Consider the following 24,771-nt stretch of genomic DNA (forward strand, 5'->3'; position numbering starts at 1 on the left):
AATCGGAATGGCTCATAGCCATTCCGATTTCTATACTTTATTTCTCAGAATTAAATTTCTGCACTGCTTCATCAAAATAAATCCAACCTTTCCAGCCTAAATGAATCGTATCTTTTAAGAAATACTTATCATATTCATGACCAGAGAAATCAACTACTGGATATCCTGCTTTCTCAACCTGTTCTCGAACTTTATTATAATACACTTCACGGCGTTCTTTCGGGAAGCCAGTATAATCATACCAAGGTCCATTTACAGGTACAGAAATAAAGAGTGGTTTGACATTTTTCTCTTTAAATAAATCTAAAATAATTTGTAAATCATCGTATTCTGGTGATTCATCATATGTTTCATTTGCTCTAAAGTTTTTTAAACCTTTTAGTTTTTTCTTCAGATTATTCTTATGATAATACGGATTTTCAATTCCAAATGTATTTGTAGTAGACTCTGTTTTCCCTTCTTGTTCTGCGTGTTTACGTGCGTCTTCCCAAGAAATTGAACGAAGTCCGCTATTTGTTTTCTCTTTCATCGGTTCGATTTTAAATAAAGAGTTAAATAAATCTCTATGATCTAAAATATTTCGATGCATATAAGCAAGTGGTTTAACTAAACCTGCTTTTATGTTATGTTTCGTATCATTATATACAATACCTTCTAATGAATTTTTTAATATATCATCTTCTTGAACAACTTTATAATCTAATAGCCGTTTCGCGATTTGCTTCTTCATTTCTGGATTTATCTCATCATTAAAAATAAAATGATATGCTTGTTGTTTGGAGAAATTATTAGTGAAATCCCCTTGTGAAACACCAGTCTTTGTAAACCATTGTGGTGAAAGAACAAAGACTACTTTTTTACCTTCTAATTCATCCATAGTAGATGTCATATTTAAAATATGAGCTAAGCTTTGTGTACCGCCAGTTCCAATTAAAAACGGTGTAAAACCAGCTGGATTTACTTTGAAATAATTAGACGGATGATATGCATCCATTCGTAAAAATTCTGATGAACCGTACATCGGTAAATACTGTGAATTCTCTAACATTTTTTGCTGCAAGAAAACACTTTGTAATTTCTCTTTTTGTAAAGAAGTTGCCGCATCTTCTACCTTCTTATCACTAATAAGCGATACTAAACTTTTTGATGGGATTAGAATGATAATGAAAAAAAGCACACACGCTAAAATTATAGGACCAAAAGCATGCTTCATTTTCATCTTCTGTCCCTCTTTCTATCGTTATTAAATTGTAACCCTTGTTTTTGACACGCCATCTTTTCTCTCCTTTTTCTCTATACATGTTCCATTCTATTTGTCTATTATATACATGTATGTATTTCCTTCCTTGTTCTATTAAGCCCTATATAAATAGCGCAAGAAAATGTTTCCATAGAAACACGTTAATTATACAAGATTCTACATAAATTTCACACTGGAATTTTAGTAATAATTTTATTTTTAAGTCGTAAAAAAACATATGAAATGTCTATATTTCATTCGGAACTGTACAAAAAAACAGACTATCACATACGTGAAGTCTGTTTCCCCATTCTTTTATTTTTGTACATCTGCCCATTTTAAACTTGTAGCTGGACCAAATTGATGTACATATAAATCTTTCACATATGGTTTTTGTAAGTAAGATAATCCGCGCTGGAATACCGGTGCAATTACTGCATCATCCAGTAGCATTTTTTCAGCTTCTTGCATTGCTTTCCAGCGAGCCTTTTCATCATTACCTAATTCTGTTTTAATCTTCTTAATTAACGCATCATATTCTGGGTTTGCATATTCTGTATTATTGACGCTACTTCCAGAAAGGAATACTTCTAAGTAAGTCATTGGATCTGGATAATCCGGTAACCAGCGTGATAACGACATTTCATATTCTTTTTTCTTCTCAAGTGCTAATTTTTGCGTATGTGGCTGTAATTTCACATTCACTTTTAAGCCTGGTAAGTTTTTCTCAAGCTGCTCTTTAATGTACTCTCCAACTTTTTTAAAGTTTTCTAAGTCATAATTTAATAGTTCTAACGTCACTTCATCTGTACCTGTTTCTTGCTTTGCCTTTTCCCAATATTCTTTCGCTTTTTTTACATCAGTTTTATTAAACTCACCTGCCGTACTTCTAAAATCTTTTTTATCTGGTCCCTTTAAAAATCCTTTTGGTACGTAATAGTTTGCAGCAACCGAACCATCATTTAAAAATGAATCCGCAAGTCCTTTCTTATCAAAAACTGTACTTAGCGCAAGACGTGCATTTTTATTTTTAAGAATCGGTACATTTTCATTAAATCGGAAGAAGTACATAACTGGATCTGTATATTGTTTTAGCTCTTTATTATTTTTATATTTATCCACGAATTCTGTAGAAATAACAGCTCTATCAACTTTATCTGTTTCATATAAATTTACCGCAGTTGAAATTTCTTTTACAATTTGATAGTTTACTTCATCTAACTTCACTTCTTTTTTATCCCAATACTTATCGTTTTTCTTCATTGTAAAGCTAGCTTCGTGCTTCCACTCTGATAATGTAAACGGTCCATTATATACCGCTTTATTTGCCTCTAATCCGTATTTTTCACCTTGCTCTTTCGCATATTTTTCGTTAATTGGATAGAAGGATGGTAAAATTAATAATTTCGTAAAATACGGTACAGGATGTTCTAGCTCTACGACGAACGTTTTATCATCCTTCGCTTTTACCCCTAATTCATCTAGACCTAGTTGTTTTTTATTTATCTTCTCAGCATTTTTTACATCGTACGCAATGTATGCATATTGAGAAGCTGTATCTGGATTAATCAATTGCTTCCAAGCGTATACGTAATCATGAGCGGTTACTGGATCTCCATTAGACCATTTCGCATCACGCAACTGGAATGTATATGTCTTTCCATCTTTACTCACTTCATATTTTTGTGCGCCGGCTTCAATTACTTCATCATTTTTCGATAGTCGGAACAGTCCTTCCATTACGTTATTCAAAACGTTAAACGAGACCGCATCTGTTACTTTCCCTGAATTTAACGACGGAATTTCACCCGTTTCTAGTAACTGTAATACTTTCTTCTCATCTTTCGGCTTTGTTGCAGTTTTTTCTTTTGCGCAGCCAACTAAAAATGAAGAAGCTAATAGAGTACTAACTAATGAGTAACGAACAATTTTTTTCATTTGAAAACCCCCTCTATTTTTAAGGTAAGTAACGACGTGCACCAGCGTATTCTTCTATATATCCTGGTGTATTTAGCGGTATAATCTCTACCGACCTTTCAGCTCTTGGTGAGTGAATCATATTGCCATCACCAATATACATTGCAACGTGATGGACACTACCTTTCCCTTGATCATGTGCAAAGAAGATTAAATCTCCCTTTTGTAAGTTTTCTTTATTAACTGCAATTCCTGCTCTTGATTGCGGTCCAGAATCTCGCGGAATTGTAATGCCGTGCGATTTATAGATCGTATGCGTGAAGCCAGAGCAATCAAATCCAAAACCACTTGTACCAGCCCATATATACGGTAAACCTAAAAACATTTTCCCTGTGTTAATTAAATCATCAGCTGTCGGTTTTGGAATATCAGTTTGAGAACGGTAAACTGTTCCATCATTTTTTCGTAGCCATGCTTTCTGACCATTTGGCAACAATACACGGTATGAAATTGTGTCTTCACTTAATAGCGGCAGTCTTGTATTATAACTGACTTCAAGTGATTTATGTTTTTCAGAAGGATTTATATATAAAATCGCTGTTGGCTTTGTTATTAACACAAAAGGTTCATTTGTTTTATCTGCAAATTCTTGATTATATGTTAATTGCTTTTCAGGCATCCAGCCCGGATAACCTTCTTCATTTCGTGGTGTTGGCTGTCCATGCACTAATACCTTCACCCACTCGCCTTTCTTATCAATAACAGTTACTTCTTGACCGAGTAACGCTTGTGTTTCTAATTTATTTGCATTTGTTAACCATAGTTTCTCGTCAAGTGTCATTGATTTCGTCCATTTCCAAAGATCCACTGGATTTGTTGCACTCGGTGTATCGATTGACCTTAATGAATCAGGTGCTGTCCATAACGTTGCAGCAGATACATCTATAAATGCTTTATTATCCTTCTTTTCTTCAGCATTTGCCGATGTAAACGATGAAAATATAAATAAAGTTGTTAAAAATGCAGTTCCTGCTTTTTTCATATATATCCCCCTTAAAAAAATAGTTTACTAGTCTCTTCTCCTAAGACTTACTATTCACTGTTGATTGAAGGTTTACCTTTGATCCAGAATAAGTCATTCCTTCTGGCTCTTCCATTAACCAAAGCGGTGCATCAAGATCAAAATAATGTATATTAGGATGTGCTGCCGCTAAATGTGCAACAGCGCTAACGGAAAGTGAAGATTCCATCATGCTTCCCACCATACACTTCACACCAGCCGTTTCTGCGATATCTGCAATACGCCATGCTTCACGTATGCCACCACATTTCATTAATTTAATATTAATTAAGTCTGCGTATCTTCCTTGAACGAGCTTTAATGCATCACTTGCTGAAAATATACTTTCATCGGCCATAATTGGCGTTTGCACACGATCTTTGACATACTTTAACCCATCCCAATCTTTCGCGTGTACTGGTTGTTCAATAAATTCTATATTTAAATTACGATTTTCCATCTCTTGAATGATAGAGATCGCTTCTTTTGGACTCCAACCTTGATTCGCATCTAAACGTAATGTCGTATTTCTTGGTACCACATTTCGAATTGCCTCAATACGTTCCAAATCTAAATGCGCCTCTTTACCCACTTTAATCTTTAATGTTTGAAATCCTTTTTCTATATGTTTCTTCGCTTCTTTTGCCATTAATACAGGCTCATCCACACTCACTGTAATATCGGTATAAATTTCTTTCTTCCCGCCTAACAATGCATATAACGGCACATTTTGATATTGGCAATATACATCATATAGAGCGATATCTACCGCTGCTTTCGCACTTGAATTTCCAATACAACTCATTTGAATGCGCTGTAGTAACTGCTGAAACTGAATGATATCTTGACCAATTAAACATGAACGCATCGGTCCTAAAATCGCTTCTTCCATTCCACTGGTGAAATCACCCGTAATAACTGGCGTTGCGGCTGCAGCCCCCTTACCAATCACTCCTTCGTCTGTATGAATATAAACATCTATACTTTCAATTTCTGTTACAGTACGAAGGGCGGTTTTAAACGGTGTATGAAGTTTTATACGTCTACGATTTACTTTTACATCTGTAATTTTCATTTTGTTCATCCTTTCGTTCTCCAATGAAGTGAAATCTTAATCCACCGGAGATTTATACCCACGAATTATTAGGTAAACCTATTGAGCATTTACTCTCCTATCTCTCTACTTTGTTTTCGTTTACTTTTGATGTAGAACGATAATGTGAAATAAAAAAATCCAGCCATAAGAATGATTCTTACGGCTGGATTTTGTCTATGATTGAGTAGACAAAGCAGCAATCTGATTATATTTTTTCTGTGCATCTTTTAGCGCTACAAGTAACGCTTTTTGAGAAGAGCCGAAATATCGGTTCTTTACTTCCATTACTAACGCCGGGTCATTTATATTTTTATGTAGAAATAAATATTTAACAAATCGAGATGTTAATGCAATTGTCGCTGAGCAGTCTGCATCTACAATTTCCCCTGTATCCTTAACAAGTACAAATGCTACGAAATAGCTTTTAAACTTTTCAGTAATGGGATTATTTTGAGGTGCTTTCGCATCCCCTACGATATAAATTGTATTTGAAGCGTACACAGCTATCTTCCTTTCTTATACGAGGATAACGGGTTTCTTAATAGTCGTATGAGCGAGGAACTCAACGTTGATTAAAAAATGTATCCGCTTACCTTGTATTATAATATAATTGACAGAATTTTAACAACATTTATTTTAGTGCATATTCCATATTTATGCAAATACCTTAAACTCTTCATTTTTACAATATGTGATTGTTCCTTGTACCATGACATTCATACATAAAAAACTGCACCTCCAATTGTTAGACGGTGTCTAACAATTGGAGGTGCAGTTCAATGGCTAACTGTTTTTTTATTACTTTGGCATCACAAATATAGTTTCATTTGACTTAGAAAATTGATACTCTTTTCTCGCAAACTTCAAAATTTCTTCTTCATCGTCTGTTAAATTTTCTATGTTAGTCTTTAAAGAACCTTTATCTTTCTTTAAAGATACTAATTGTTTCTTTTGATCCGTAATCGTATCTTTCTTTTTATCAATTACTTCTTGTTGTTTCGTTAAAATATATTGAACGTACAGAGTAGTTGCCGCAATAAAAAGGACCATTAAAATAAGACGCCTTAACTTCTTTTTATTTATCTTACGCTTGTCACTAGGTTGTGATGATTGTTCTGGTATATTAGGAACATTTACTCGTTTGAGTTTCCTCATTCAAATCCCCCTAACCCATATTTTTCACTACCATCGGCACGTTTTCTTACTAAACTAAATTCTATTCTTATAAAATAAACTCCTTCACAAAAATATCCCATAAATTAACCAATTAAAGATAGCATTCGACGACATTTCTACATTTACACCGTTTTTTTTTATACATGCTGCTATAAAATAGTAGTTTCTGTAATTCTTTTTCTACTATTGTAGAAGAGTTTTTTTACACACAAAATTCCTTCCCCACATATCCATGTTATAACATGCTTACAAGGAGGGGAAATATGCATTACCGCACATTAGGTAAAACTGGAATAACTGTTTCTGAAATAGGTTTTGGGGCATGGGCAATCGGTGGTGATGAATGGGGACCTGTTAACGATATACAATCTATAACTGCTATAAAAAAAGCAATTGAGTGTGGTGTGAATTTTATTGATACTGCAGATGTGTATGGTTTAGGACATAGTGAAAAGTTGGTGGCTACCGCGATTAAAGGACATCGTAATGATATTATCCTATCAACGAAAGGTGGTTTAATCGGACACCACTACGACCCTAATGGAGTTCCTGTATATGATACTCCCGAAAAAATCATCGCCGTATTTGAAACAAGTTTACAACGTCTTCAAACAGATTATATTGATCTTTATTTTTGTCATATTTGGTGGCATAATCGTAGAGAAACAGAAGCATTTCTACGTGCATTTGACATATTAAAACGTGATGGAAAAGTAAGGGCAGTCGGTGTTTCGACTCATGATTTACAATACATTCATCATTTCAATAACAACAACGAAATTGATATCGTACAACTTGATTACAATATATTAAATCGAAAACCAGAAAAAGATATATTACCATTCTTACAAGAGAAAAATCTAGGAGCTGTTATTCGTGGTCCATTAAAAATGGGTATTTTAACTGGAAAATTCACAAATAAAACAATTTTTCCAGATGGAGATTTACGCAAAGAATGGCCAAATGAAACTTGGTTTCAAGAAGACTTACAAACCGTAGAAAAACTTCGATTGCTCTCAAATAAAAATCAGACCCTAGGGCAACTTGCACTTCGCTATGTACTCTCTCATCCGGCAGTAAGTGTTGTAATTCCTGGTGCCAAAACCGGAATGCAAGCACAAGAAAATGCAAATGCATCTGTTCGCCCTATTTTGAGTGATGAAGAGCTTAACTATATTCATTCAATATAAAAAGCCCAATCCGGGCTTTTTAATTTGGCAAACTAATATCATACTCCATTCGCTTCGCTGTGTCCTCCGCAACATGCATACCTAACAAGTTTTTCACAATATGAAATGCCATATTAATTCCAGCTGAAATTCCGGCAGATGTTATAATATGTCCTTCATCTACAAAATTTACATTTTCTATAACTTCAACATTTTGAAACTCATTTTTAAACTTTTCAATACTAGCCCAATGTGTTGTTGCTTTTAAACCTTCCAGTAAACCTGCTTTCGCCAGTAATAGCGCTCCTGTACAAACTGAAGTCATCAGCTTTACTTCTTTCATTTGTTGGCGAATCCATTTTATTACTATTTCATTTTTTATTTCATATTCTCTAGCACCTAGCCCACCCGGAATTATTAAAATATCCACTGGTGGTAAATTTTCAATACTATAATCTGGCTGTACCTTCAATCCGTTCCTTGCTGTAATCATTTCCCCATTCTCGCTAACGGTATAAACAGTAAATGGTTTTTCTTCATTCACCTCAGTTACAGAAAAAACTTCAAATGGCCCTGCAAAGTCTAACACTTCTACTTCATTAAATAAAAATATACCAACACTCCATTTATTCATCATAAGTTCACTTCCTGTTTCAAATGATGTAATAGATGATCATATCCTTTTTCTAATGCAATATCATACGCTGTTTTCCCATCATATTTCTTTATCATCTTATTAGCTCCATTTTTAAGGAGTAACATAATTATTTCTTCATTTCCTAATAATGCCGCTTCGTGAAGTCCTGTCCAGCCACCACTTTGCATAATATTTACATCTGATCCTTTTTCAATTAAGAAAGCAACAAGTTCACTTTGCTTATTCGCAATTGCTGCTTGCAAAGGCGTATTTTCATTTTCGTTTTTCGCTCTACTATGTATATCTGCACCGCTTTCTAAAAGAAAACTCGCTATTTCTTTCTGTCCAAAATAAGCTGCTAAATGAAGTGGTGTCCATCCATCTTCACTACATTCGTTAACAATACTTGGACTCGCCTTTATAAACTCCACTACTTTTTCCTTATGACCACTTAAAACAGCTTGTGCTATTGATTGTAAATGCTCCATAATAATCTCCTATCCTTCAAAATATTTAAGCATCCCCTTCTACATGTTCTATTAATTATTACATTTTCCTTTTAAAAACTTAAGTTTACATAATAATATTATAAAACACTTTTGTACTAAATGTTGAATAGCAATAATGTTAAAAATAATACCTTTAAACAATAAAGACTATGATTTCATTAGAGTTACTGAAAAAAGCAATTAAAAAAACTATACACATAGTTTTCATCATATTCGTTCAGTTACATGAACTATAACAGGTAATGTTTATTCTGCTATTCATGCTTTCAACATATCAAATAATATTATTCCAATAAAAAAACAATCCATTTTTAAAATGGATTGTTTTTTTATTTCTGTTTTATGCGGTTTATTTTATTTTAGTATTTTCAATAACGAAATAATTACACTTACAAAAATGAAATACTACTATCTTAGTCCCTTTTATAGTAAGTTTTTCGTTTGAAAACCAAAAACACATTTTCGCCTTACGATTAAAAAACATATGTAAAAATCTCTAAAACAGCTGCCTTATCATACTAATCTATAGCAATTCTGTCTTCTTCCCTTACCTGTTTCCTTTAACACATACGATTTTAAAACAAGCGCCGTTAATGAATCTGTTAATGTTTTATATGATAAATTCGATAATGCCAATAGATCGTTCGTATATAACATTCTATGCTTCTCTAATAATAATAGTACTAATCGTTCAGACGGTTTTAATGCCTCATCACTTTCTAGTATAAAGTCTATATTTTTCATTTCTCTAATTACTACTCCTTATATAAAAAAATACTTTAGGTGCTAATTTAATATAAAAATAATACATAACAAAATTTGAAATATATTAAAATAACATTGTTTTAAAACACTATTATACTATAACATATAAAAAGCATTTCCCGAAATAGGAAATGCTTTTTATATTGGTTATATAATTCTTCAAAAACTACATTTAAAAACGGTTAGTCATTCTCTAAATATGAATGACTAACCGTCTTCCAGCTTCTTCTCAATTAACATGTTTTACCTTAAATATTTCTTGCAATATGTGGCTTACTGTAATGACTTGTTCCACCGCCACCTACTACTACTTTACCACCTTTTTCGAAAATTAATAATTTACTTGAACCATCTGCAAGAAGTACTATTACTTCAGCATTATTACTTGTTGCTATATAAATTACATAACCACTCTTTGATATACAAGTTTCCCAATTCGCATCAAATTCTGATCTTACTACACGATTTGAATACACTTGATTTTCAATTCTACCTTGTTCTTCGTTTTCCAAATTTATTCTCCCCTCTTCCCTGAATAGTTATATATATTAAAATAGCAGTCCTGTTTAAAATAGTGACCGATTTTAACATAAATAGTATATGTAGTTAGTAGGAGAATGCTTGGACAATGGAAACAAGACAGTCGTTTTTGTATTGACTGCCTTGTTTCCATAGATAGTTCTCTATTTTTCGTTTCGCAGAGCTTCAAAAGTAATCATTTGATTTGCATTTGACGGTTCTTTTTCATAAACATATTCAGCAGAGCAAGTAATGTTAGAGAAACCTATACTTTCTAAAAGGAGTTTAAACTCTACTATTCCATACCAGCGCAGCGCAAAACGTTGTAACTCTGTTTGTACTAGCTGTCCTTTACTCCACTTTTCATATTTCAAATATGATACAGTAACTTGGTTCAGCCAATCTATTTCAATTGATTTATTTTCTAATGTGATTCCGTCTCCACTCGGCAAAGAAAAAGTCGATGTATGAATTTCCCCAGTCTTCCAGTCATGCGGAAGCATAATATCTACGATTAATCGTCCGCCTGGATTAAGATGTTCATAAAAACATTTCAATGCGTTTATAGAATCCACACGATTTTCAATTAAACAAAAAGATCCAGTAGGAATGATAATTGCCTCATATTTATGCGGAAGTGAAAATTGTTGCAAGCTTCCTTCATATAAATTAGGATGTAAGCCTCTCTCTTTACACCGCTTACGGCAAGAATCAAGCATTTCAGGTGAATAATCTATCCCATCCACTTTAAAACCAGCCTCTAGAAGCGGAATGATGACACGCCCTGAACCTACTGCAGCTTCGAGAATTCTACCTCTACAATCTTTTAAACGTTCTTTGTAATACTCAATATCACCATTTAAAGAATAACCGACTGGTTTTGTGTAATCATACAGTTCCGTACAAAGTGTACTATAAAAACTAAACATTTATTTTCTCCTCCGTTTTTACGTACGGAAGATTCCAATTCAACTAATCTTCTCGTACCTCTAATTTTAATGCGCTTTCGAAAGAGCTGACTGTCATAATATATCACTCACTTTCCATAGAATATAATGATATTGTATTACATAACCTTCCAATTTGAAATATAAAATTAAAAATTCAGACTATAAAACAAAAAGCTTACTTTAGTAAGCTCTTTGGAAAAAATATTTATTTCACAATCGGCAATGTCACTTCACTTAATTTCACTGTAAGTTTCGTGCCCGCTTTCGGTCTAATTGTATAATCATAGTCGCTAGCAATTAAAACGACCCCTATTTGATGTCCAGCTTTAAAGACATAATCATCTGGCTGCATGTCCCATGTAAATGTATAATCTTTGCCCGGTTGAATCGCTGTTGAATCTTCTATATTATTTAAGTTTTGTGGATCCATCCAGCCCCTCGTTACGATTTCCGGCTTCGCTCCTCCATAGTCAACAAGTAATGCTGTTAAATTTGATACAGATCGATCAATATTTCCTGTAATTGAAATCTTTGGTGTACCACTTATGCCTGTATCTTTTTGCAGTACAGGCATTGTATATACTAATCGATTGGCTACTTCTAATTCTGGGTTTGCTACTAATTGATTTGATTTGATTTGTGCATCATCTACGAATGAGAAAGCTTTATTAACCGATCCCATACTTAGTGGCAAATTGACTGATTTATTACTTAAATACATACGGATTTTTGAAGGTACAGCCGCTGGATCTGGCCAATTTTTTATCTTTTGCCACGATTTATTTTCTCTTTGCACATCAACCATTGGTTCATCCATAATTCCATTTTCAATTCCATACAACCAATAATCTAACCATTTATTTTGTGTTTGCTGCCAGTTATTACTTGATGTCCCACCGTGTCCACCTTGATGTAGCCACATTTTACGAGGTACATGATTTTCTCCAAGAGCATCCCACCATTGTGCGAACTGTTTCGTTTTAACATTCCAATCGTTTAAACCATGAACAACAAATACACTCGCTTTTACATTTTTAGTATCTTTTACATAGTTACGTTTATCCCAAAAATCATTATAATTACCTGTTTTTCGGTCTTGTCCAGCCGTTAACTCTTTTATAACTTGTCCGCAAACTTCAGGATTTTCCCTTGTCAGTACTGCTTCTGCCATATTATCTGTATCTTCTCCTTGATATCCGCCTGGCGCAATTACTGCACCATTTGCACGATAATAATCATACCAACTACTAATTGCTGCGATTGGAATAATTGTTTTTAAACCTTCAACTCCAGTAGTCGCAACAGCATTTGGTAGTGTACCATTATAAGAAACTCCAGTCATACCTACATTTCCTGTAGACCAATTTGCCTGAACTTCCTCACCTTGTTCTGTAAATGCTTTCGCGCGACCGTTTACCCAATCAATAACAGACTTTGTACCGAGTATTTCTTGTTCATCTCCAGTTGTAGGGCATCCATCTGATTTTCCAGTACCGATACTTTCGCCTAGAATAACTGCATAACCTCTTGGCACGTAATAGTTCCCATACGAACCAAGATTAACCGCTCCATACGGTTTTCCTTCATACGCATACAATTCTTCATCTACATTATATACAGGAACATCTTTTAATCCTGATCGATATGGACTCATTTCATAAATAACAGGAACCTTCACATTCGAATCTGTCTTTGGACGCATAACTTTTATCGATACTCTGTCTTTCTTACCGTCGCGATCACTATCAACTTCTGTCTCTACATATAAATTTTCGATAATGGCTTCATCGAGAGAATAAATCGGCTTTGTCATCCCATTTTCTAATTCAATTTTCGTATTTTTAGTCTCTTCTTTCTTCTCTGCATGCACATCCATAGTAAAGCTAGGTATAATTGTTGCAGATAGCATTGCTGACAGTGTAATTGCCATTTTCTTTTTACTCAAAATGTTCCCTCCCCTTATTCGTTCTCTTTTACTATATAACAAAATAACTGAAAATTCAGTTTTATTTTTATATAATAGTTGAGAAACTCAAAGATTTCTTATTAAGTAAAATTCAATACAGGTGTGAAAGTATTTTCCCACTCCCAGCTTCTATATAAAGTGAGCCCTCACCAATCGGGCGTTTACGGGTAGCGGAGCCCACACCTAACTTCTTTGCTTCCGCTGAATTTTGAGTTTTGGGGTCTTACTGCCCGGCAAATAGCCGGAAAAATAGAGAAAAAGACAACCGATATTTCTATCGATTGTCTTACATTCCATTTATTATTTTTCTAACTCTTTAAAGGTATCTTTCAAGTCTTTATCAGATACCTTTATATCTGCATTTTTAAGCAGATCTCTAGTAACTTGTTGATGGAATTGAGGATCTTGTATACGTTGCTGTTCTAATTCTTTACGAATATTCTCTTTCTCTTCCTCATACGGTTTAAGCTCTTTTTTATCCGTTAACTTAATAATATGATATCCGAAAGAAGATTTAACAGGTTCACTCAATTGACCAACTTCTAACTTATATGCAGCATCCTCAAATTCTTTCACCATCATACCTGGTCCAAATTCAGATAGTTCTCCACCTTTTTCTTTAGAACCTGGATCCTCTGAATATTGTTTAGCCAATGCCGCGAAATCTTCGCCACTATTTAATTTTTCTTTAATTTCTTTTGCTGTCTTTTCATCTTTCACTAAAATATGGCTAACTTGAAGCTTTGGCTTATAGTGATCTTTAATATCTTTTTCCGTTACGGTTGCTTTAATAGCTTTTTCAAAAGCGAAAGTAAGCTTTAATTTCTCTTTCAACTGATCTTCATTTTTCACACCATTAGATTCCATATATGTATTAAAATTATCGCCCATCTTGTCTTTTAATTCTTTCAGTTGTTTCGTTACCTCTTCATCCGTAACTTTATATTTATCATTTAATACTTTCTCTACTACCATTTCAGATAAATTCTGTTTACCATAGTTTTCTTTTAATTTTTTGTTAAAATCACTTTCTGAAATGCTTCCTGATTTTGTAGTTACAATATTATCTGATGAACCACATGCAGATAAAGATAACGTCATCCCCATTAAAATGCTACCAATTACTAATTTCTTTCTTTTCAAATCCGAATACCTCACTTCATTAAATTCAAATGTAACTATGTAAATATAACGTTTCCCTGTGAACTTCACGTGAATTTAATGAAAGTAGAACATTTGCTAATTCTCCATTTAATACATCAATTTTGAAAATTATGGTGATTCATCCTGTATCGCTAACCTCTAAAGCTGCAAAAAGGACTAAATTTTCATTAGTCCTTTTTCACATTTATATAAAATTGAATTTCTCCATTTATAGAGGAAACTCCATATTCAAAACCATGTCTTTCTAAAATACTTTTCACTATCGCTAGTCCTAATCCTGTACCTGATTTTTCTTTACTACGAGAAGATTCTAGTACGTAAAAAGGCTCCCAAATTTTCTCGATATCTTTAATTTTATCCGTATGAATGCCATTTTTTATTTGAAAATATATACTTTTATTTCTATCTTCTAAAGTAATTATTATGCTTTGATTTGCTGTATATTTTATTGCATTAGAAATTAAATTTTGAAATACCATTCTCATTTTATTTAAATCTGCATAAACGATTGTATCACCCGTATTACAGTTTACTTGTAAGTCAATTGCTTTCGAATCCAGGTCAATCTGATGCTTATCTAATATACTCTGGACCAGTGGTTCAATGGGGAATTCTTCTTTTTGTAAAATATCTCTTTCTAGTTTAGAAAATCGTAATAGTTCTTCAATTAAGTTTGATATTTGATCTGTTTGTTTAATAATTGTATCTACATAAGTCCCATCATCTAATCCATCTTTAATCCCCATAGAGTATGCTTTTACTAATGCGATCGGTGTCTTTAATTCATGCGTTACATCACCCATAAATCGTTTTAAATGTTCATTACGATCAGTTAAGTCTTGATGTGCCTCATGTAGTTTTTCACTCATGATATTAATACTATTGGCCAACTCTCCTATTTCATCATTCGTTTTCACTTTCGTTCTTTTAAACTGCAAATGTGAAATATCCTGAGCCACATCACTTAGCTCCTTAAGTGGCGTCGTTATTATTTTTGAAAGTATCCACACAAGTAAAATAATAAGAAGGAGCGAGAAACATACGATGTATAAGTAAAATGTATTTAACGTATTTATAATTTCATTTGAATTCGCAATGGAAGTCCCAATTAAAATTATCGTATCATCTTTCGCAATATATTTAGCAAAAAAACTCGCTTTTACCTTTCCTTGATCGTACAGTTTATTCGATTGCCCTTCCGTCTTCACTTTCATAACTTCGTCTTTCGTAATCCAAAGCTTATTTAAAGTTACTTTCTTTTTCGTAAGTTGCATGCGTAACGCTTCGTTCATAGCATCTTCTGACTGATTAATTGGCGTATACGCAATTGTAACGTTATTTTCACTTTCAATTGTATGAATAACATCCTCTATATTTTCCACTGTTGTATTTTGTATCTGTGTTGTAAATTTATTTAAGTTTTCACGTGTTTTATAAATATTATAGTTCGGTAAGAGGTTGTTAATGAATAATAATGAAATCATAAAGATGAGAATAACAGTTGCAGAAATACTTAAAAATAACTTTTTCCCAAGTTTATTCACTTTGTTCCTCCAAACTATAGCCCAGCCCGCGATGCGTCTTAATAATATTTTCTCCAATTTTTTTACGCAGCCTTCTTACATGTGTATCAACCGTTCTCTCTTCTCCAAAATAGTCAAATCCCCATACAATATCTAGCAATTTTTTACGAGTTAAAATCGTTCCTTTATGATTTAAAAAGCATTTTATTAATTCGAGCTCTGTTTTTGTAATTTCTAACTCTATATCATTTTTATATACTTTATTTTTGGCGAAATTTATCTTTACATCTTGTACTTGAATAATATCATCATGCTGAATAAGCTTTTTCGCTCGCGTAATTAGTACTCCTGGATGAAATGGTTTTTTCACGTACTCATCTGCCCCGCTTTGAAGCGCAGCTAATTCATCTTCGCTTTCACTTTTCGCCGTAAGCATTAATACTTTCACGCTTGAATTCTTTTTTATTTCCTGACAGACAGTAATACCACTATGTTTCGGCATCATCCAATCCAAAATTGCTAAATCAATTTTTTCATCATAAAACATTTGAAGTGCTTCCTCTCCGTCTTTCGCTAATAAAACTTCGAAGCCTTCTTTTTCAAAATAAGCTTTTAAAATTCTTAACATATCTTGTTCGTCATCTGCAATTAAAACTTTCATATTTTTTCCTCCATTGCTTTTAAACAAAAACCAATTGTATCATACAACATCTTTGTTACATGAATGTGACAGAAAAATATTTAAAGCTTTTGAGGGGATAGTAATGGTGAGGTGTTGTATTATGATAAAAAAAATCGGGGTCATTTCTCTTCTTTTATTTCTATTATCAACAAATGCATTAGCAAATACAAATCAACAAATTGAAGTGTTTGATTGTCAAAAAGAAATGGTCATTCAAAAACAATCTTTAGATCCAATAGTCCAAAAAGAAGCAGTTCAATACGCTAAAGCAATTACTGGTACATTTAAAAACTTAAATGTCGTTCCAAAAGATGGCTATATGATAAAAATCCCATTATCTAAGCCGGTTTCTATTACTAATCAATGGTTACACACTACAATAGACGAAGTACTTATACTGCTCCCACTAAATGAAAAGCCTTATATTATGCTTTATGATGATGAAAATAATCCGCATTTTTATTATGTAAAAGGTAAACCAGGATTATTATTGAAACAAATGAACGTTAAAACGTAATTGACTGAAAAGGAGTCACCTTATAAGCTAAATTTTAAAAGCTAAGGTGCTCTTTTTTATAATAACAATTTAGTAAATGAAATTATAAAAGTTGTTTTTAATATAAGGATCGCAACTTCATATATCAGCGATTTTTAAGATATATCGATTTACCAACTAAAATACCTGTCCGTCTATTCTTTTGGTAGCTACCTCGATAATACTTTGTAGTGACTAGATCCCTTATATAACCCCTCTTTTACAAATCCATTTGCAGTATAGAACGCATCTCCTTCCTTCGTGTCAGCATGTAATACAATCACTTCAAAATACTTTTCCGCATGACATAATAGTTGGTTTAATAATAAGTTCCCTAACCCTAAACGCCGATAATCCTTTGAAATATAAAATCTCCTTAACCGCCCAATCTTATTGTCTTTTGTGTACGGATCCTCATTTAAACCTCCAACTCCAATTAACATATCACCTTGAAAAATACCATATAAACATTCTCCAGTTTTATTGAATGTATTTATTTCGTTTTTATATTCACTTATTAGCCTTATTAGGAAATTAAAACCTTCTTCTTCACTGTCTTGAACGAGATGACTGAATTCATATCCCATTAAATTTTCTATTTGTTGAATATGTATATCTTTCAAGTCCATTCCCCCTAAGTACGAAAATATATAAAATGCTCGAGAATCATTTATTCTGAGCATTTTTATGGTTGTTACTTTATTTAATTCATAGCGTGCGTATTCTTCACTTCATATCTAAACCGATAATACAGTTGATTAATTTTATTATGAAAATATAAGAGCCTTGCTACAATCTAGTGTGTGATAAGGCTCTTTAAAGTTGTTTAATTCTTATCGAATTAAAGCATGTGTTTGTTTAAGTGTATACATTCACCATTTATAAATTCTCTCAAATATACTATAAGTTTATATATTTCTCATTCTTCTCTAACAGGTTCAAAATAAATTGTAATTTGTTAATCGATATGTTTGTGTAACCACTGTTCAAATATCTTTAACTGTTCTTCAGTATGAAAGTAATGTTCACCCGTCTCCATAACTTCTAATTCACAACGATGTTTTTTTGTAAAATAGTTAATAGTTTCAAATTCGCACAGTTCATCCTTGGCTCCGTACATAATATATGTATCTATATTCCATATATTAATAGGATGTTCTTTTACATAGCATAAATAATCCCAATATAACTTTTGACCAATAGGTGTCTCTATAATCATTTCTTTTTGCAAAAGCTCTGGTGTTACATTAAACCATTTCATCATATTTTCGATAATTCGTTCCATATTAACTACTGGTGATAAAAATAATGCCTTTTCTACCACATCATTTTGATAAGCTAAAAGGCTAAAATACGCTCCCATACTACATGCAAACACGTTTATTTCTTTCCAATGTTCTTTTGCATAATTCATAATTATAGATAATTCACTAACACAAATCTGTACTTGGCAAGGAGTATTATCATCTTTTCTTTCTCCATGCTCAGGTAAATCAAAGCTTAATACTTGATAACCTTTTTGTTTGGCTTCTTCAGCTAATATTTGAATAATTGTATCTTCCTTATTTGACATATTTCCATGTACTGCAATAAAAATTTTATCACTCTTATCTCCCCATAAAACCGCAGGAATATTACTAATTTTAAAATTATTTTTAATCATATTCCCTCCATAAACTAAGACATATAGGACTTGGCAAAAAACGCACACACTTTATTTACCTCTGTACAGCAGGTAATATCCCCTTCAACTCCATTAAATCATCTATTACTACATCAGCCTGAGCAAGTTCATCTTCTTGCGCAAAATCAAAATTACACCCAATTGCAAGTAAACCGTTGTCTTTCGCTGCATTTATATCAGATAGCCGGTCACCAACTACCGCTGCCTCTTTTATATCATATTTGTTCATAATACTTTTAACTAAGTCACCTTTATTTAGCGATTGTATTTGTTCAATACTAAACGTTTCAATCACCCACTTGTCTAAAGCATAATAAGTTACGATTGCTCGTAAATATTCTTTCAAACCATTACTAGCAATGTAAATGGAACAATTATTTTCTTTTATATATGTAAATATTTCTTTTACATTTGGATATAAAGCGCCTTTTCCGCTTTTTATGTTTTCAATAAGTCTATCTAAAAAATATGCATCTGTTTGTTCTCTTATTTCAATAGAATGGTCTGGTAATAAAGCTTCCCAAACTTTCGGTAACGGCACACCCATAATTTCTCTATATTTATCAATTGGTGTTACTGTATCCCATAATTGTAATGATCTTAAGTGATCAAAAGTATCATCTAATGATAATTCTAAAATTTTATCTGTTTGAAATAACGTACCATCCATATCAAAAATTAATGCTTGTAACATTCCTATCTCTCCTTTTGGACTATGGTTTTACCAGATATATTTTTAAGCATCTCAATAATAATTTCTGAGCAATAATTCGCAGCAGTTTTCGCGAAGTCATCATAAGAAATTTGAGCTTCATCATCTGCGCTGTCAGAAATACATCTTATAATGAGAAACGGTATATCATTTATATAGGCAACATGTCCAATTGCTGCCCCTTCCATTTCTGTACAATGAGGTGCGTATTCTTCTATTAATTTCGCCTTTAACTTTGAATCTTCAACAAAACATTCACCGCTGACAATTCTTCCTTCATGAACTGCAATCTGTAAACTACTACTAATACAAGCTTTACGTGCTAACTCTACCAATTCCTTACTTGCAATAAATTCCTCTTGGAACGGAAATAAGTTTTTCATTTGAGTTTTACTTACATCATGATGAGTAACATTCGTTGAAATAACTATATCGCCGACTTTTACATCTGAATGTAATCCGCCAGCAACGCCCGTATTAATGATAGAGTCTACATCAAATTTATGAATTAATGTTTGCGCGCATGCAGCTGCATTTACTTTCCCTACACCAGAACGTGTAATAATTACTTCTATTCCCATGAATTCTCCAATATAAAAAGGCATTCCCGCTATTGTCTGTTCCTCTTGTATAACTAGTTTTTCTAAAAGTAAATCTATTTCAATTTGCATTGCTCCAATAATGCCGATTCTGTTCATGTATGTAGTCTCCTCTTTATTTATAAGTCGGCCAATATATTATGTAATACACCATAATTTTCAGCTATCCAATTCATTTCATCTGCAAAGCGTGAAGGTGGTACACTATGCTGATCCATATTGGCATGGATCCACCAAGTACTCTCCATGTACCAAAGCATTTGAATTGCCCGAACAATATTCCCTACTGGAAAGTCTACTTCATTTCGGTACCCTTCTAAAAATGATGCAACAAGACTCTTATTTAATACTCCGTCACTTAATGCGCACGATATAACTACACGGCCAATATCTAACTCTACATAATCGTAATCCATGCGATCAAAATCAAGAATCGCTGATACTTTATCATTAAGAAACAAGAAATTATCTACCCATAAATCACGGTGCACCCATCCCCGTTGGCTATTATGAAATTGTTCTGTATTTACCAATTGTGTTGCTTCTTGCTGTAATTTTATATAAGGGAGAATGTGCTCTTTTCCTAGCTTCTCTACTTCTCTCATTTTTTCTTCCCAATGTTTCAATCTCGCCTCTTTAGTAGGTGGAACAAATTTAGGATTTTCTCCTTTTATTAAAGAGCCATCATTTAACAAGTTATGCATATAACCTATCGTCTGACCAAGAGAGTGAATTTCCTTTTGATTCACTTTTCCTGGTGAAACTAAGCTACCTTCCTTATGTTCTAATACTATAAATCTTTCATCACTTTTTGATATATGCATTACATTATTTTTATAAATTAATACCCTTGGACAACTTACACCATTATTATGTAATCTTTGCTGTTGTTGTAATGCTTGTATTAAAAGGTCTGAGTTATACATTTTGTACCGTTCTTGATTATATTGCTTTAATACAAAATCCCCTGCATCCGTTTCGAGTTTCCACTTCAAATTTAGCCAACCACGGTGAATAGGTATTGCATTTCGAATTTTAAATTCAAATAAAGTTTCACATTCTACTTTCAGCTCTTGAAAAATCATTGTAGCTTTTTCATTAGATAACGGCTCTATCATCTTACTTATCCTATCTTAGCTTAGCATTCCTTTCACGCTCTCTAACATAACCGACAATAAAAATTTCGGAAGTACAAGTTGCCTCTTCAATCTTTTCGGCTGTGAGAGTAACCTATACAGCCATTCAGTTCCAGTATCCCTCATCATTTTCGGTGCTCTTTTTACAGTACCAGATATTATATCAATCATGCCTCCGATACCAATAGATAGCGGAACGTTTAATGTTTGTATGTTTTCATAGATGAACTCTTCTTGTTTTGGTGAACCTAGTCCTACGAGTAGTAAATGCGGCTTGAATTGCTTAATTTTTATTTTTATTTTTTCTATTTCTTCACCATTTACAAATCCATGCTGTCCTTTAAACTGTGCTCCTAGGAACTGCTCATTTAATTTTTCTAATGCCTTTTTATTACTTTCTGGAGCGGCTCCAAAAAGAAAGACACGATATTCATTGTCGTTACAATATTTTATTAAATCGTGAGTTAAATCCGCCCCAGTAACACGTTCTTTCAAAGTTCCTTTTAATATTTTCGAGCCAATTATGACACCAATCCCGTCCGCTGTTATTAAATCCGCAGATAGTAACATCTTTTTAAACTGCTTTGATTTTTCCGTATTTTCCTTTGCAGACATAACAATTTCAGGATTTGCAGTTACTACAAACCTTGGTTTCTCTTGTTGTTCATGTACCCAACCTTTTAATAAACTTATAGCTTTTGCATATTCTAAAGTTGAAAAAGGTATACCTTTTATAAACTGTTGATCCACTATACTCTCCCCTTACATAAGCTGCAAATATTCATCAATGTCTTTAGAAATTTGAATAAAAGCCTTATTCCAAAATTCATAATTTCTTATATCTATTTCAAAATGTTTTTTCATAAGCTTCTCTACTGGAGCCTTTCCTGTTTCTCGTAAAAACTCTTTATATTTCGAATGAAAAGTACTTTTACCTTCTTGAGCTATTTCTAATAAGCTAAAACTTACTAAATATCCAAATGTGTATGGATAATTGTAAAAAGGAACATCTGCTATATAAAATTGAATATATTTCATCCATACAAACGGCTGGTATTCACTTAAAGCATTTCCATATGCTTCTTTTTGTGCCATTATAGATAATTTCTCAATTTCATCAGCACTTAATGGACCCTCTTTACATTTTTCATAAAATGTTTTTTCAAACTGATACGATGCTCGTATTGCCATTACATAATTAAAACTATTTCTTATTTTCCAGCTAAGCAATGCCTTTTTCATATCTTTACTATCCGTTGTTTCAATTAGATAATTTAAGAGTACCGTTTCAAAGAAAATAGATGCTGATTCAGCCGTACTCATCGGCAAATAATCATCTAAAAAAGATGTAGATTGTTCAAAACTCATATTATAAAAATGCCAAGCATGTCCTAATTCATGAGCGAGCACTCTTACACTATCTATACTCCCATCATAACGCATGGAGATTCTCGATTCTTTCTCACTGAAAAATGGAGCACAAAACCCACCTGGTGGTTTATTCTCTCTCGGTTCAGCATCTATCCATCCACTTTCTATCGCATTACGTGCAAATTCTGCTAATTCTTCATCAATATTCTTACATGCATCATAAACGTTTTGTACTGCGACTGAAAAAGGAATAGTAACCTCATTACTTTCCTTTACTGTCATAAGTTCATGCCATGTAATCGAAGCTTTCCCTTTCTTATACACGTTTAAAGCACTTACTAATTTATCAAGGTTTTCTTCTGTCACATTCCACATTTGTAATAATACAGTTTCTGAAATGCCATTCGCATGAAAAGATTGTGTTAAAATCTCTCTATCTTCTATTTCATTACTCTTTATATTACGCAATCTCCCTATTTGATTTAATACAGTAGCAAAGATATCTTTTTCCTTATATAAAGTACTTGTAAGTAACTCGAATACTTCTAATCTTTCCTTTTCATTATCACTATTCATTGCAATGTTATTTGCTTGTCCAAATGATAATTGTTTGTTATTGTGCGCTATTTCTATCCTATCCCGTAATTGTATGTACATATTTTCCCACGCATTAAGTTCATCTTTTATTAACTTAGTATTATCTGAAGTTTCCACTTCATTATGTTTTATTACTTGCTGTACTTCACTTTTTAGTTCCTTCACTTTCACAGTCAAATTAGTAAGGTCAGATGAAACACTTTCTTCAACCGATTGACAGTACAAATAGTATTCTGCTTTTTCAATAGCTTGTATAAGCTTTGAAAGAACCTCTACATCTTTTGTTACAAAATATTGCTCTTTCAACTCCAAAATCAGAATTAGAATATCCTCATTCAAATACAATCGATTTAAATCCCATCTAGCAATTTCTTGCATTTTTATAGCCGCCTCCTATTTTTACAAATAGTTACAGATATTTCCCCTACACAATTATATATGAAATGACAAAATTTCGATATCATTAAATATTCAGATTCCTATAAATACATTCTTATTTATACTTTTTTTCTACCATTAAGTATCATTCCACATATAAAAAATACTCCCTCTACAAGATTGCATTTGATATAGGAAAACTTCAAAGATTTTATCTTCATCAATACCATATCGACCGATTATCACAGATTAAAAAATAAAAAAGGATTGATCAAAAGATCAATCCTTTATTCTACTTCATTTAAGAAAAATAACGTTATAACTCCAGGTCCTGTATGTGCTCCGATTGCTGCACCAATTGTATTTACGATAAATACTTCACAGCCAAATCTTTCCGTAATTAATGCTTTTAATGCTTCGGCTGTTTCTAAATCGTCACCGTGAGTCATACCGATTGTTTGATCTTTAAGGTCTTTACCACGCTCTTCCATAATATCAACAATACGGCTTAATACTTTCTTTTTCCCTCGCACCTTTTCAAGTGGTACAAGTTTTCCTTCTTCCACGTTTAAGATTGGCTTAATGTTTAATAAACCACCGATAAAACCAGCTACTTTACTTAAACGTCCACCTCTAACAAGGTACTGTAAGTCAGCTACAGTGAAGATGTGCTCCATATGGTTCATTAGAAAAGCGACACGGTTTAAAATCTCTTCTTTTGATGCGCCGTCTTTTGCCATTTTAGCAGCTTCTAAAACGACAAGACCTTGACCAAGCGAAGCACATTTCGTATCAATAATTTCTAAATCTAAATCTGCATATGTTTCTTTTACTTCCTCTTTAATGACAACTGATGATTGATATGTACCAGACAGTTCAGATGAAAAGGCTAAATATATACAAGGATTACCTTCTTTTGCATAAGAAACAAATTTTTCTTGGAAAGTTTCAAGTGAAGGCAATGACGTTCTATAAACAGCGCCTTCTCTCATTTTTTGCAATAATGTAACTGACTCTAAAGTTACTCCATCTAAATACTCTGTTTCTGCTTCATCATATACACGGAGTGGAATTAAATCAATATCATATGCTTGCAGCAATTCTACTGGTAAATCCGCCGCACTATCCGTAATGATTTTAACACCCATTTTTAAACCTCTATTCTGTTATAAATATAAAATAATAAAATAAAAATAGTACTTTTAAATTATATACGTAAAACTTAAATGAAGAAAGGAAAACACTTTATATTGTATGCACTATTCTTCAAAACTTGAACTGTTAATGCAAATGATTCTATTTTAAACACCTTTTTCTTATTATTTTTCTAAAACACGAATAATTTTATAAGTATTTTGTATCATTATATTTTAATTCTTTATCTTA

At 32.8% G+C, this 24,771-nt stretch carries 25 protein-coding genes; 2 read left to right on the top strand and 23 right to left on the bottom strand.

From position 1 onward, the window contains the following. Positions 1-37: 37 nt before the first annotated feature. The 6 genes from dltD to QCI81_RS01280 form a co-directional block, all read right to left on the bottom strand. Positions 38-1,219: a D-alanyl-lipoteichoic acid biosynthesis protein DltD gene (gene dltD / locus QCI81_RS01255; RefSeq protein WP_071732098.1), complete on the bottom strand. Its 1,182-nt coding sequence runs from the start codon at positions 1,217-1,219 to the stop codon at positions 38-40. A gap of 336 nt (positions 1,220-1,555) precedes the next feature. Then, positions 1,556-3,178: a peptide ABC transporter substrate-binding protein gene (locus tag QCI81_RS01260; protein WP_071732097.1), complete on the bottom strand. Its 1,623-nt coding sequence runs from the start codon at positions 3,176-3,178 to the stop codon at positions 1,556-1,558. Positions 3,179-3,197: 19 nt separating this feature from the next. Continuing rightward, positions 3,198-4,199 carry a C40 family peptidase gene (locus QCI81_RS01265; protein WP_071732096.1) on the bottom strand — a complete coding sequence of 334 codons (1,002 nt, stop codon included), beginning with the start codon at positions 4,197-4,199 and terminating at the stop codon, positions 3,198-3,200. A gap of 40 nt (positions 4,200-4,239) precedes the next feature. Next, positions 4,240-5,301, bottom strand: coding sequence for a dipeptide epimerase (locus QCI81_RS01270; protein ID WP_001038451.1), 1,062 nt, complete (start codon positions 5,299-5,301; stop codon positions 4,240-4,242). Between the two features lie 186 nt (positions 5,302-5,487). Then, on the bottom strand, positions 5,488-5,814 hold the full coding sequence (locus QCI81_RS01275; RefSeq protein WP_071732095.1) for a DUF3870 domain-containing protein: 327 nt from the start codon (positions 5,812-5,814) through the stop codon (positions 5,488-5,490). A 297-nt stretch (positions 5,815-6,111) separates the two neighbouring features. Beyond that, on the bottom strand, positions 6,112-6,468 hold the full coding sequence (locus tag QCI81_RS01280; protein ID WP_001228739.1) for an FtsB family cell division protein: 357 nt from the start codon (positions 6,466-6,468) through the stop codon (positions 6,112-6,114). A gap of 284 nt (positions 6,469-6,752) precedes the next feature. On the opposite strand from QCI81_RS01280, the gene QCI81_RS01285 reads away from it, so the two are divergent. Beyond that, positions 6,753-7,679, top strand: coding sequence for an aldo/keto reductase (locus tag QCI81_RS01285; protein ID WP_071732094.1), 927 nt, complete (start codon positions 6,753-6,755; stop codon positions 7,677-7,679). A gap of 19 nt (positions 7,680-7,698) precedes the next feature. Here QCI81_RS01285 and QCI81_RS01290 read toward each other — a convergent pair whose 3' ends face one another. The 9 genes from QCI81_RS01290 to QCI81_RS01330 all read right to left on the bottom strand — a co-directional run bounded on the left by QCI81_RS01290 (position 7,699) and on the right by QCI81_RS01330 (position 16,352). Beyond that, positions 7,699-8,295 carry a DJ-1/PfpI family protein gene (locus QCI81_RS01290; protein ID WP_071732093.1) on the bottom strand — a complete coding sequence of 199 codons (597 nt, stop codon included), beginning with the start codon at positions 8,293-8,295 and terminating at the stop codon, positions 7,699-7,701. Further along, complete coding sequence (locus QCI81_RS01295; RefSeq protein ID WP_000400688.1) at positions 8,292-8,783, bottom strand: ankyrin repeat domain-containing protein; 492 nt, start codon at positions 8,781-8,783, stop codon at positions 8,292-8,294. The genes QCI81_RS01290 and QCI81_RS01295 overlap by 4 nt, the downstream gene beginning before the upstream one ends. A gap of 534 nt (positions 8,784-9,317) precedes the next feature. Next, positions 9,318-9,548 (bottom strand): hypothetical protein, encoded by a 231-nt coding sequence (locus QCI81_RS01300; protein ID WP_000789031.1) that lies wholly within the window; start codon positions 9,546-9,548, stop codon positions 9,318-9,320. 269 nt (positions 9,549-9,817) lie between these two features. Beyond that, positions 9,818-10,081 carry a hypothetical protein gene (locus QCI81_RS01305; RefSeq protein ID WP_000426646.1) on the bottom strand — a complete coding sequence of 88 codons (264 nt, stop codon included), beginning with the start codon at positions 10,079-10,081 and terminating at the stop codon, positions 9,818-9,820. Positions 10,082-10,252: 171 nt separating this feature from the next. Beyond that, positions 10,253-11,017, bottom strand: coding sequence for a class I SAM-dependent methyltransferase (locus tag QCI81_RS01310; protein ID WP_000490914.1), 765 nt, complete (start codon positions 11,015-11,017; stop codon positions 10,253-10,255). Positions 11,018-11,243: 226 nt separating this feature from the next. Continuing rightward, complete coding sequence (locus QCI81_RS01315; protein ID WP_071732092.1) at positions 11,244-12,983, bottom strand: Xaa-Pro dipeptidyl-peptidase; 1,740 nt, start codon at positions 12,981-12,983, stop codon at positions 11,244-11,246. A 321-nt stretch (positions 12,984-13,304) separates the two neighbouring features. Next, a complete protein-coding gene (locus QCI81_RS01320) occupies positions 13,305-14,147 on the bottom strand; it encodes a peptidylprolyl isomerase PrsA (protein WP_001987511.1) in 843 nt (280 codons plus the stop codon). A gap of 188 nt (positions 14,148-14,335) precedes the next feature. Next, a complete protein-coding gene (locus QCI81_RS01325) occupies positions 14,336-15,712 on the bottom strand; it encodes a sensor histidine kinase (protein WP_001037238.1) in 1,377 nt (458 codons plus the stop codon). Beyond that, a complete protein-coding gene (locus QCI81_RS01330; RefSeq protein ID WP_000865984.1) occupies positions 15,705-16,352 on the bottom strand; it encodes a response regulator transcription factor in 648 nt (215 codons plus the stop codon). Before QCI81_RS01330 ends, QCI81_RS01325 begins: the two co-directional genes overlap by 8 nt. A gap of 121 nt (positions 16,353-16,473) precedes the next feature. Here QCI81_RS01330 and QCI81_RS01335 point away from each other — a divergent pair, with 121 nt between their 5' ends. Next, on the top strand, positions 16,474-16,890 hold the full coding sequence (locus QCI81_RS01335; RefSeq protein WP_071732091.1) for a hypothetical protein: 417 nt from the start codon (positions 16,474-16,476) through the stop codon (positions 16,888-16,890). Between the two features lie 188 nt (positions 16,891-17,078). Here QCI81_RS01335 and QCI81_RS01340 read toward each other — a convergent pair whose 3' ends face one another. From QCI81_RS01340 to QCI81_RS01375, 8 genes are all read right to left on the bottom strand, one after another. Next, positions 17,079-17,531, bottom strand: coding sequence for a GNAT family N-acetyltransferase (locus QCI81_RS01340; RefSeq protein WP_071732090.1), 453 nt, complete (start codon positions 17,529-17,531; stop codon positions 17,079-17,081). Between the two features lie 335 nt (positions 17,532-17,866). Continuing rightward, on the bottom strand, positions 17,867-18,571 hold the full coding sequence (locus QCI81_RS01345) for an alpha/beta hydrolase (protein ID WP_023522219.1): 705 nt from the start codon (positions 18,569-18,571) through the stop codon (positions 17,867-17,869). A 55-nt stretch (positions 18,572-18,626) separates the two neighbouring features. Next, positions 18,627-19,286 carry an HAD family hydrolase gene (locus QCI81_RS01350; protein ID WP_000938413.1) on the bottom strand — a complete coding sequence of 220 codons (660 nt, stop codon included), beginning with the start codon at positions 19,284-19,286 and terminating at the stop codon, positions 18,627-18,629. A gap of 2 nt (positions 19,287-19,288) precedes the next feature. After that, positions 19,289-20,002 (bottom strand): 5'-methylthioadenosine/adenosylhomocysteine nucleosidase, encoded by a 714-nt coding sequence (locus tag QCI81_RS01355; protein WP_071732089.1) that lies wholly within the window; start codon positions 20,000-20,002, stop codon positions 19,289-19,291. Positions 20,003-20,022: 20 nt separating this feature from the next. After that, on the bottom strand, positions 20,023-21,021 hold the full coding sequence (locus QCI81_RS01360; protein WP_071732088.1) for a phosphotransferase: 999 nt from the start codon (positions 21,019-21,021) through the stop codon (positions 20,023-20,025). 15 nt (positions 21,022-21,036) lie between these two features. Beyond that, positions 21,037-21,789: a WecB/TagA/CpsF family glycosyltransferase gene (locus QCI81_RS01365; protein ID WP_353810593.1), complete on the bottom strand. Its 753-nt coding sequence runs from the start codon at positions 21,787-21,789 to the stop codon at positions 21,037-21,039. Between the two features lie 12 nt (positions 21,790-21,801). Continuing rightward, entirely contained in the window at positions 21,802-23,385 is a 1,584-nt protein-coding gene (locus QCI81_RS01370) for a M3 family metallopeptidase (RefSeq protein ID WP_353810594.1), read from the bottom strand. 287 nt (positions 23,386-23,672) lie between these two features. Beyond that, complete coding sequence (locus QCI81_RS01375; protein ID WP_071732085.1) at positions 23,673-24,533, bottom strand: DegV family protein; 861 nt, start codon at positions 24,531-24,533, stop codon at positions 23,673-23,675. Positions 24,534-24,771 lie beyond the last annotated feature (238 nt).

The sequence above is a fragment of the Bacillus cereus group sp. MG20 genome (genome assembly GCF_040459885.1).
In the GTDB taxonomy this organism is placed as follows: domain Bacteria; phylum Bacillota; class Bacilli; order Bacillales; family Bacillaceae_G; genus Bacillus_A; species Bacillus_A cereus.

Bases quoted from the DNA above. Each gene is read 5' to 3' on its own strand.
- dltD (WP_071732098.1), bottom strand. From the start codon at position 1,219: ATGAAAATGAAGCATGCTTTTGGTCCTATAATTTTAGCGTGTGTGCTT.
- QCI81_RS01260 (WP_071732097.1), bottom strand. From the start codon at position 3,178: ATGAAAAAAATTGTTCGTTACTCATTAGTTAGTACTCTATTAGCTTCT.
- QCI81_RS01265 (WP_071732096.1), bottom strand. From the start codon at position 4,199: ATGAAAAAAGCAGGAACTGCATTTTTAACAACTTTATTTATATTTTCA.
- QCI81_RS01270 (WP_001038451.1), bottom strand. From the start codon at position 5,301: ATGAACAAAATGAAAATTACAGATGTAAAAGTAAATCGTAGACGTATA.
- QCI81_RS01280 (WP_001228739.1), bottom strand. From the start codon at position 6,468: ATGAGGAAACTCAAACGAGTAAATGTTCCTAATATACCAGAACAATCA.
- QCI81_RS01285 (WP_071732094.1), top strand. From the start codon at position 6,753: ATGCATTACCGCACATTAGGTAAAACTGGAATAACTGTTTCTGAAATA.
- QCI81_RS01290 (WP_071732093.1), bottom strand. From the start codon at position 8,295: ATGATGAATAAATGGAGTGTTGGTATATTTTTATTTAATGAAGTAGAA.
- QCI81_RS01295 (WP_000400688.1), bottom strand. From the start codon at position 8,783: ATGGAGCATTTACAATCAATAGCACAAGCTGTTTTAAGTGGTCATAAG.
- QCI81_RS01300 (WP_000789031.1), bottom strand. From the start codon at position 9,548: ATGAAAAATATAGACTTTATACTAGAAAGTGATGAGGCATTAAAACCG.
- QCI81_RS01310 (WP_000490914.1), bottom strand. From the start codon at position 11,017: ATGTTTAGTTTTTATAGTACACTTTGTACGGAACTGTATGATTACACA.
- QCI81_RS01330 (WP_000865984.1), bottom strand. From the start codon at position 16,352: ATGAAAGTTTTAATTGCAGATGACGAACAAGATATGTTAAGAATTTTA.
- QCI81_RS01335 (WP_071732091.1), top strand. From the start codon at position 16,474: ATGATAAAAAAAATCGGGGTCATTTCTCTTCTTTTATTTCTATTATCA.
- QCI81_RS01345 (WP_023522219.1), bottom strand. From the start codon at position 18,571: ATGATTAAAAATAATTTTAAAATTAGTAATATTCCTGCGGTTTTATGG.
- QCI81_RS01350 (WP_000938413.1), bottom strand. From the start codon at position 19,286: ATGTTACAAGCATTAATTTTTGATATGGATGGTACGTTATTTCAAACA.
- QCI81_RS01355 (WP_071732089.1), bottom strand. From the start codon at position 20,002: ATGAACAGAATCGGCATTATTGGAGCAATGCAAATTGAAATAGATTTA.
- QCI81_RS01360 (WP_071732088.1), bottom strand. From the start codon at position 21,021: ATGATAGAGCCGTTATCTAATGAAAAAGCTACAATGATTTTTCAAGAG.
- QCI81_RS01370 (WP_353810594.1), bottom strand. From the start codon at position 23,385: ATGCAAGAAATTGCTAGATGGGATTTAAATCGATTGTATTTGAATGAG.
- QCI81_RS01375 (WP_071732085.1), bottom strand. From the start codon at position 24,533: ATGGGTGTTAAAATCATTACGGATAGTGCGGCGGATTTACCAGTAGAA.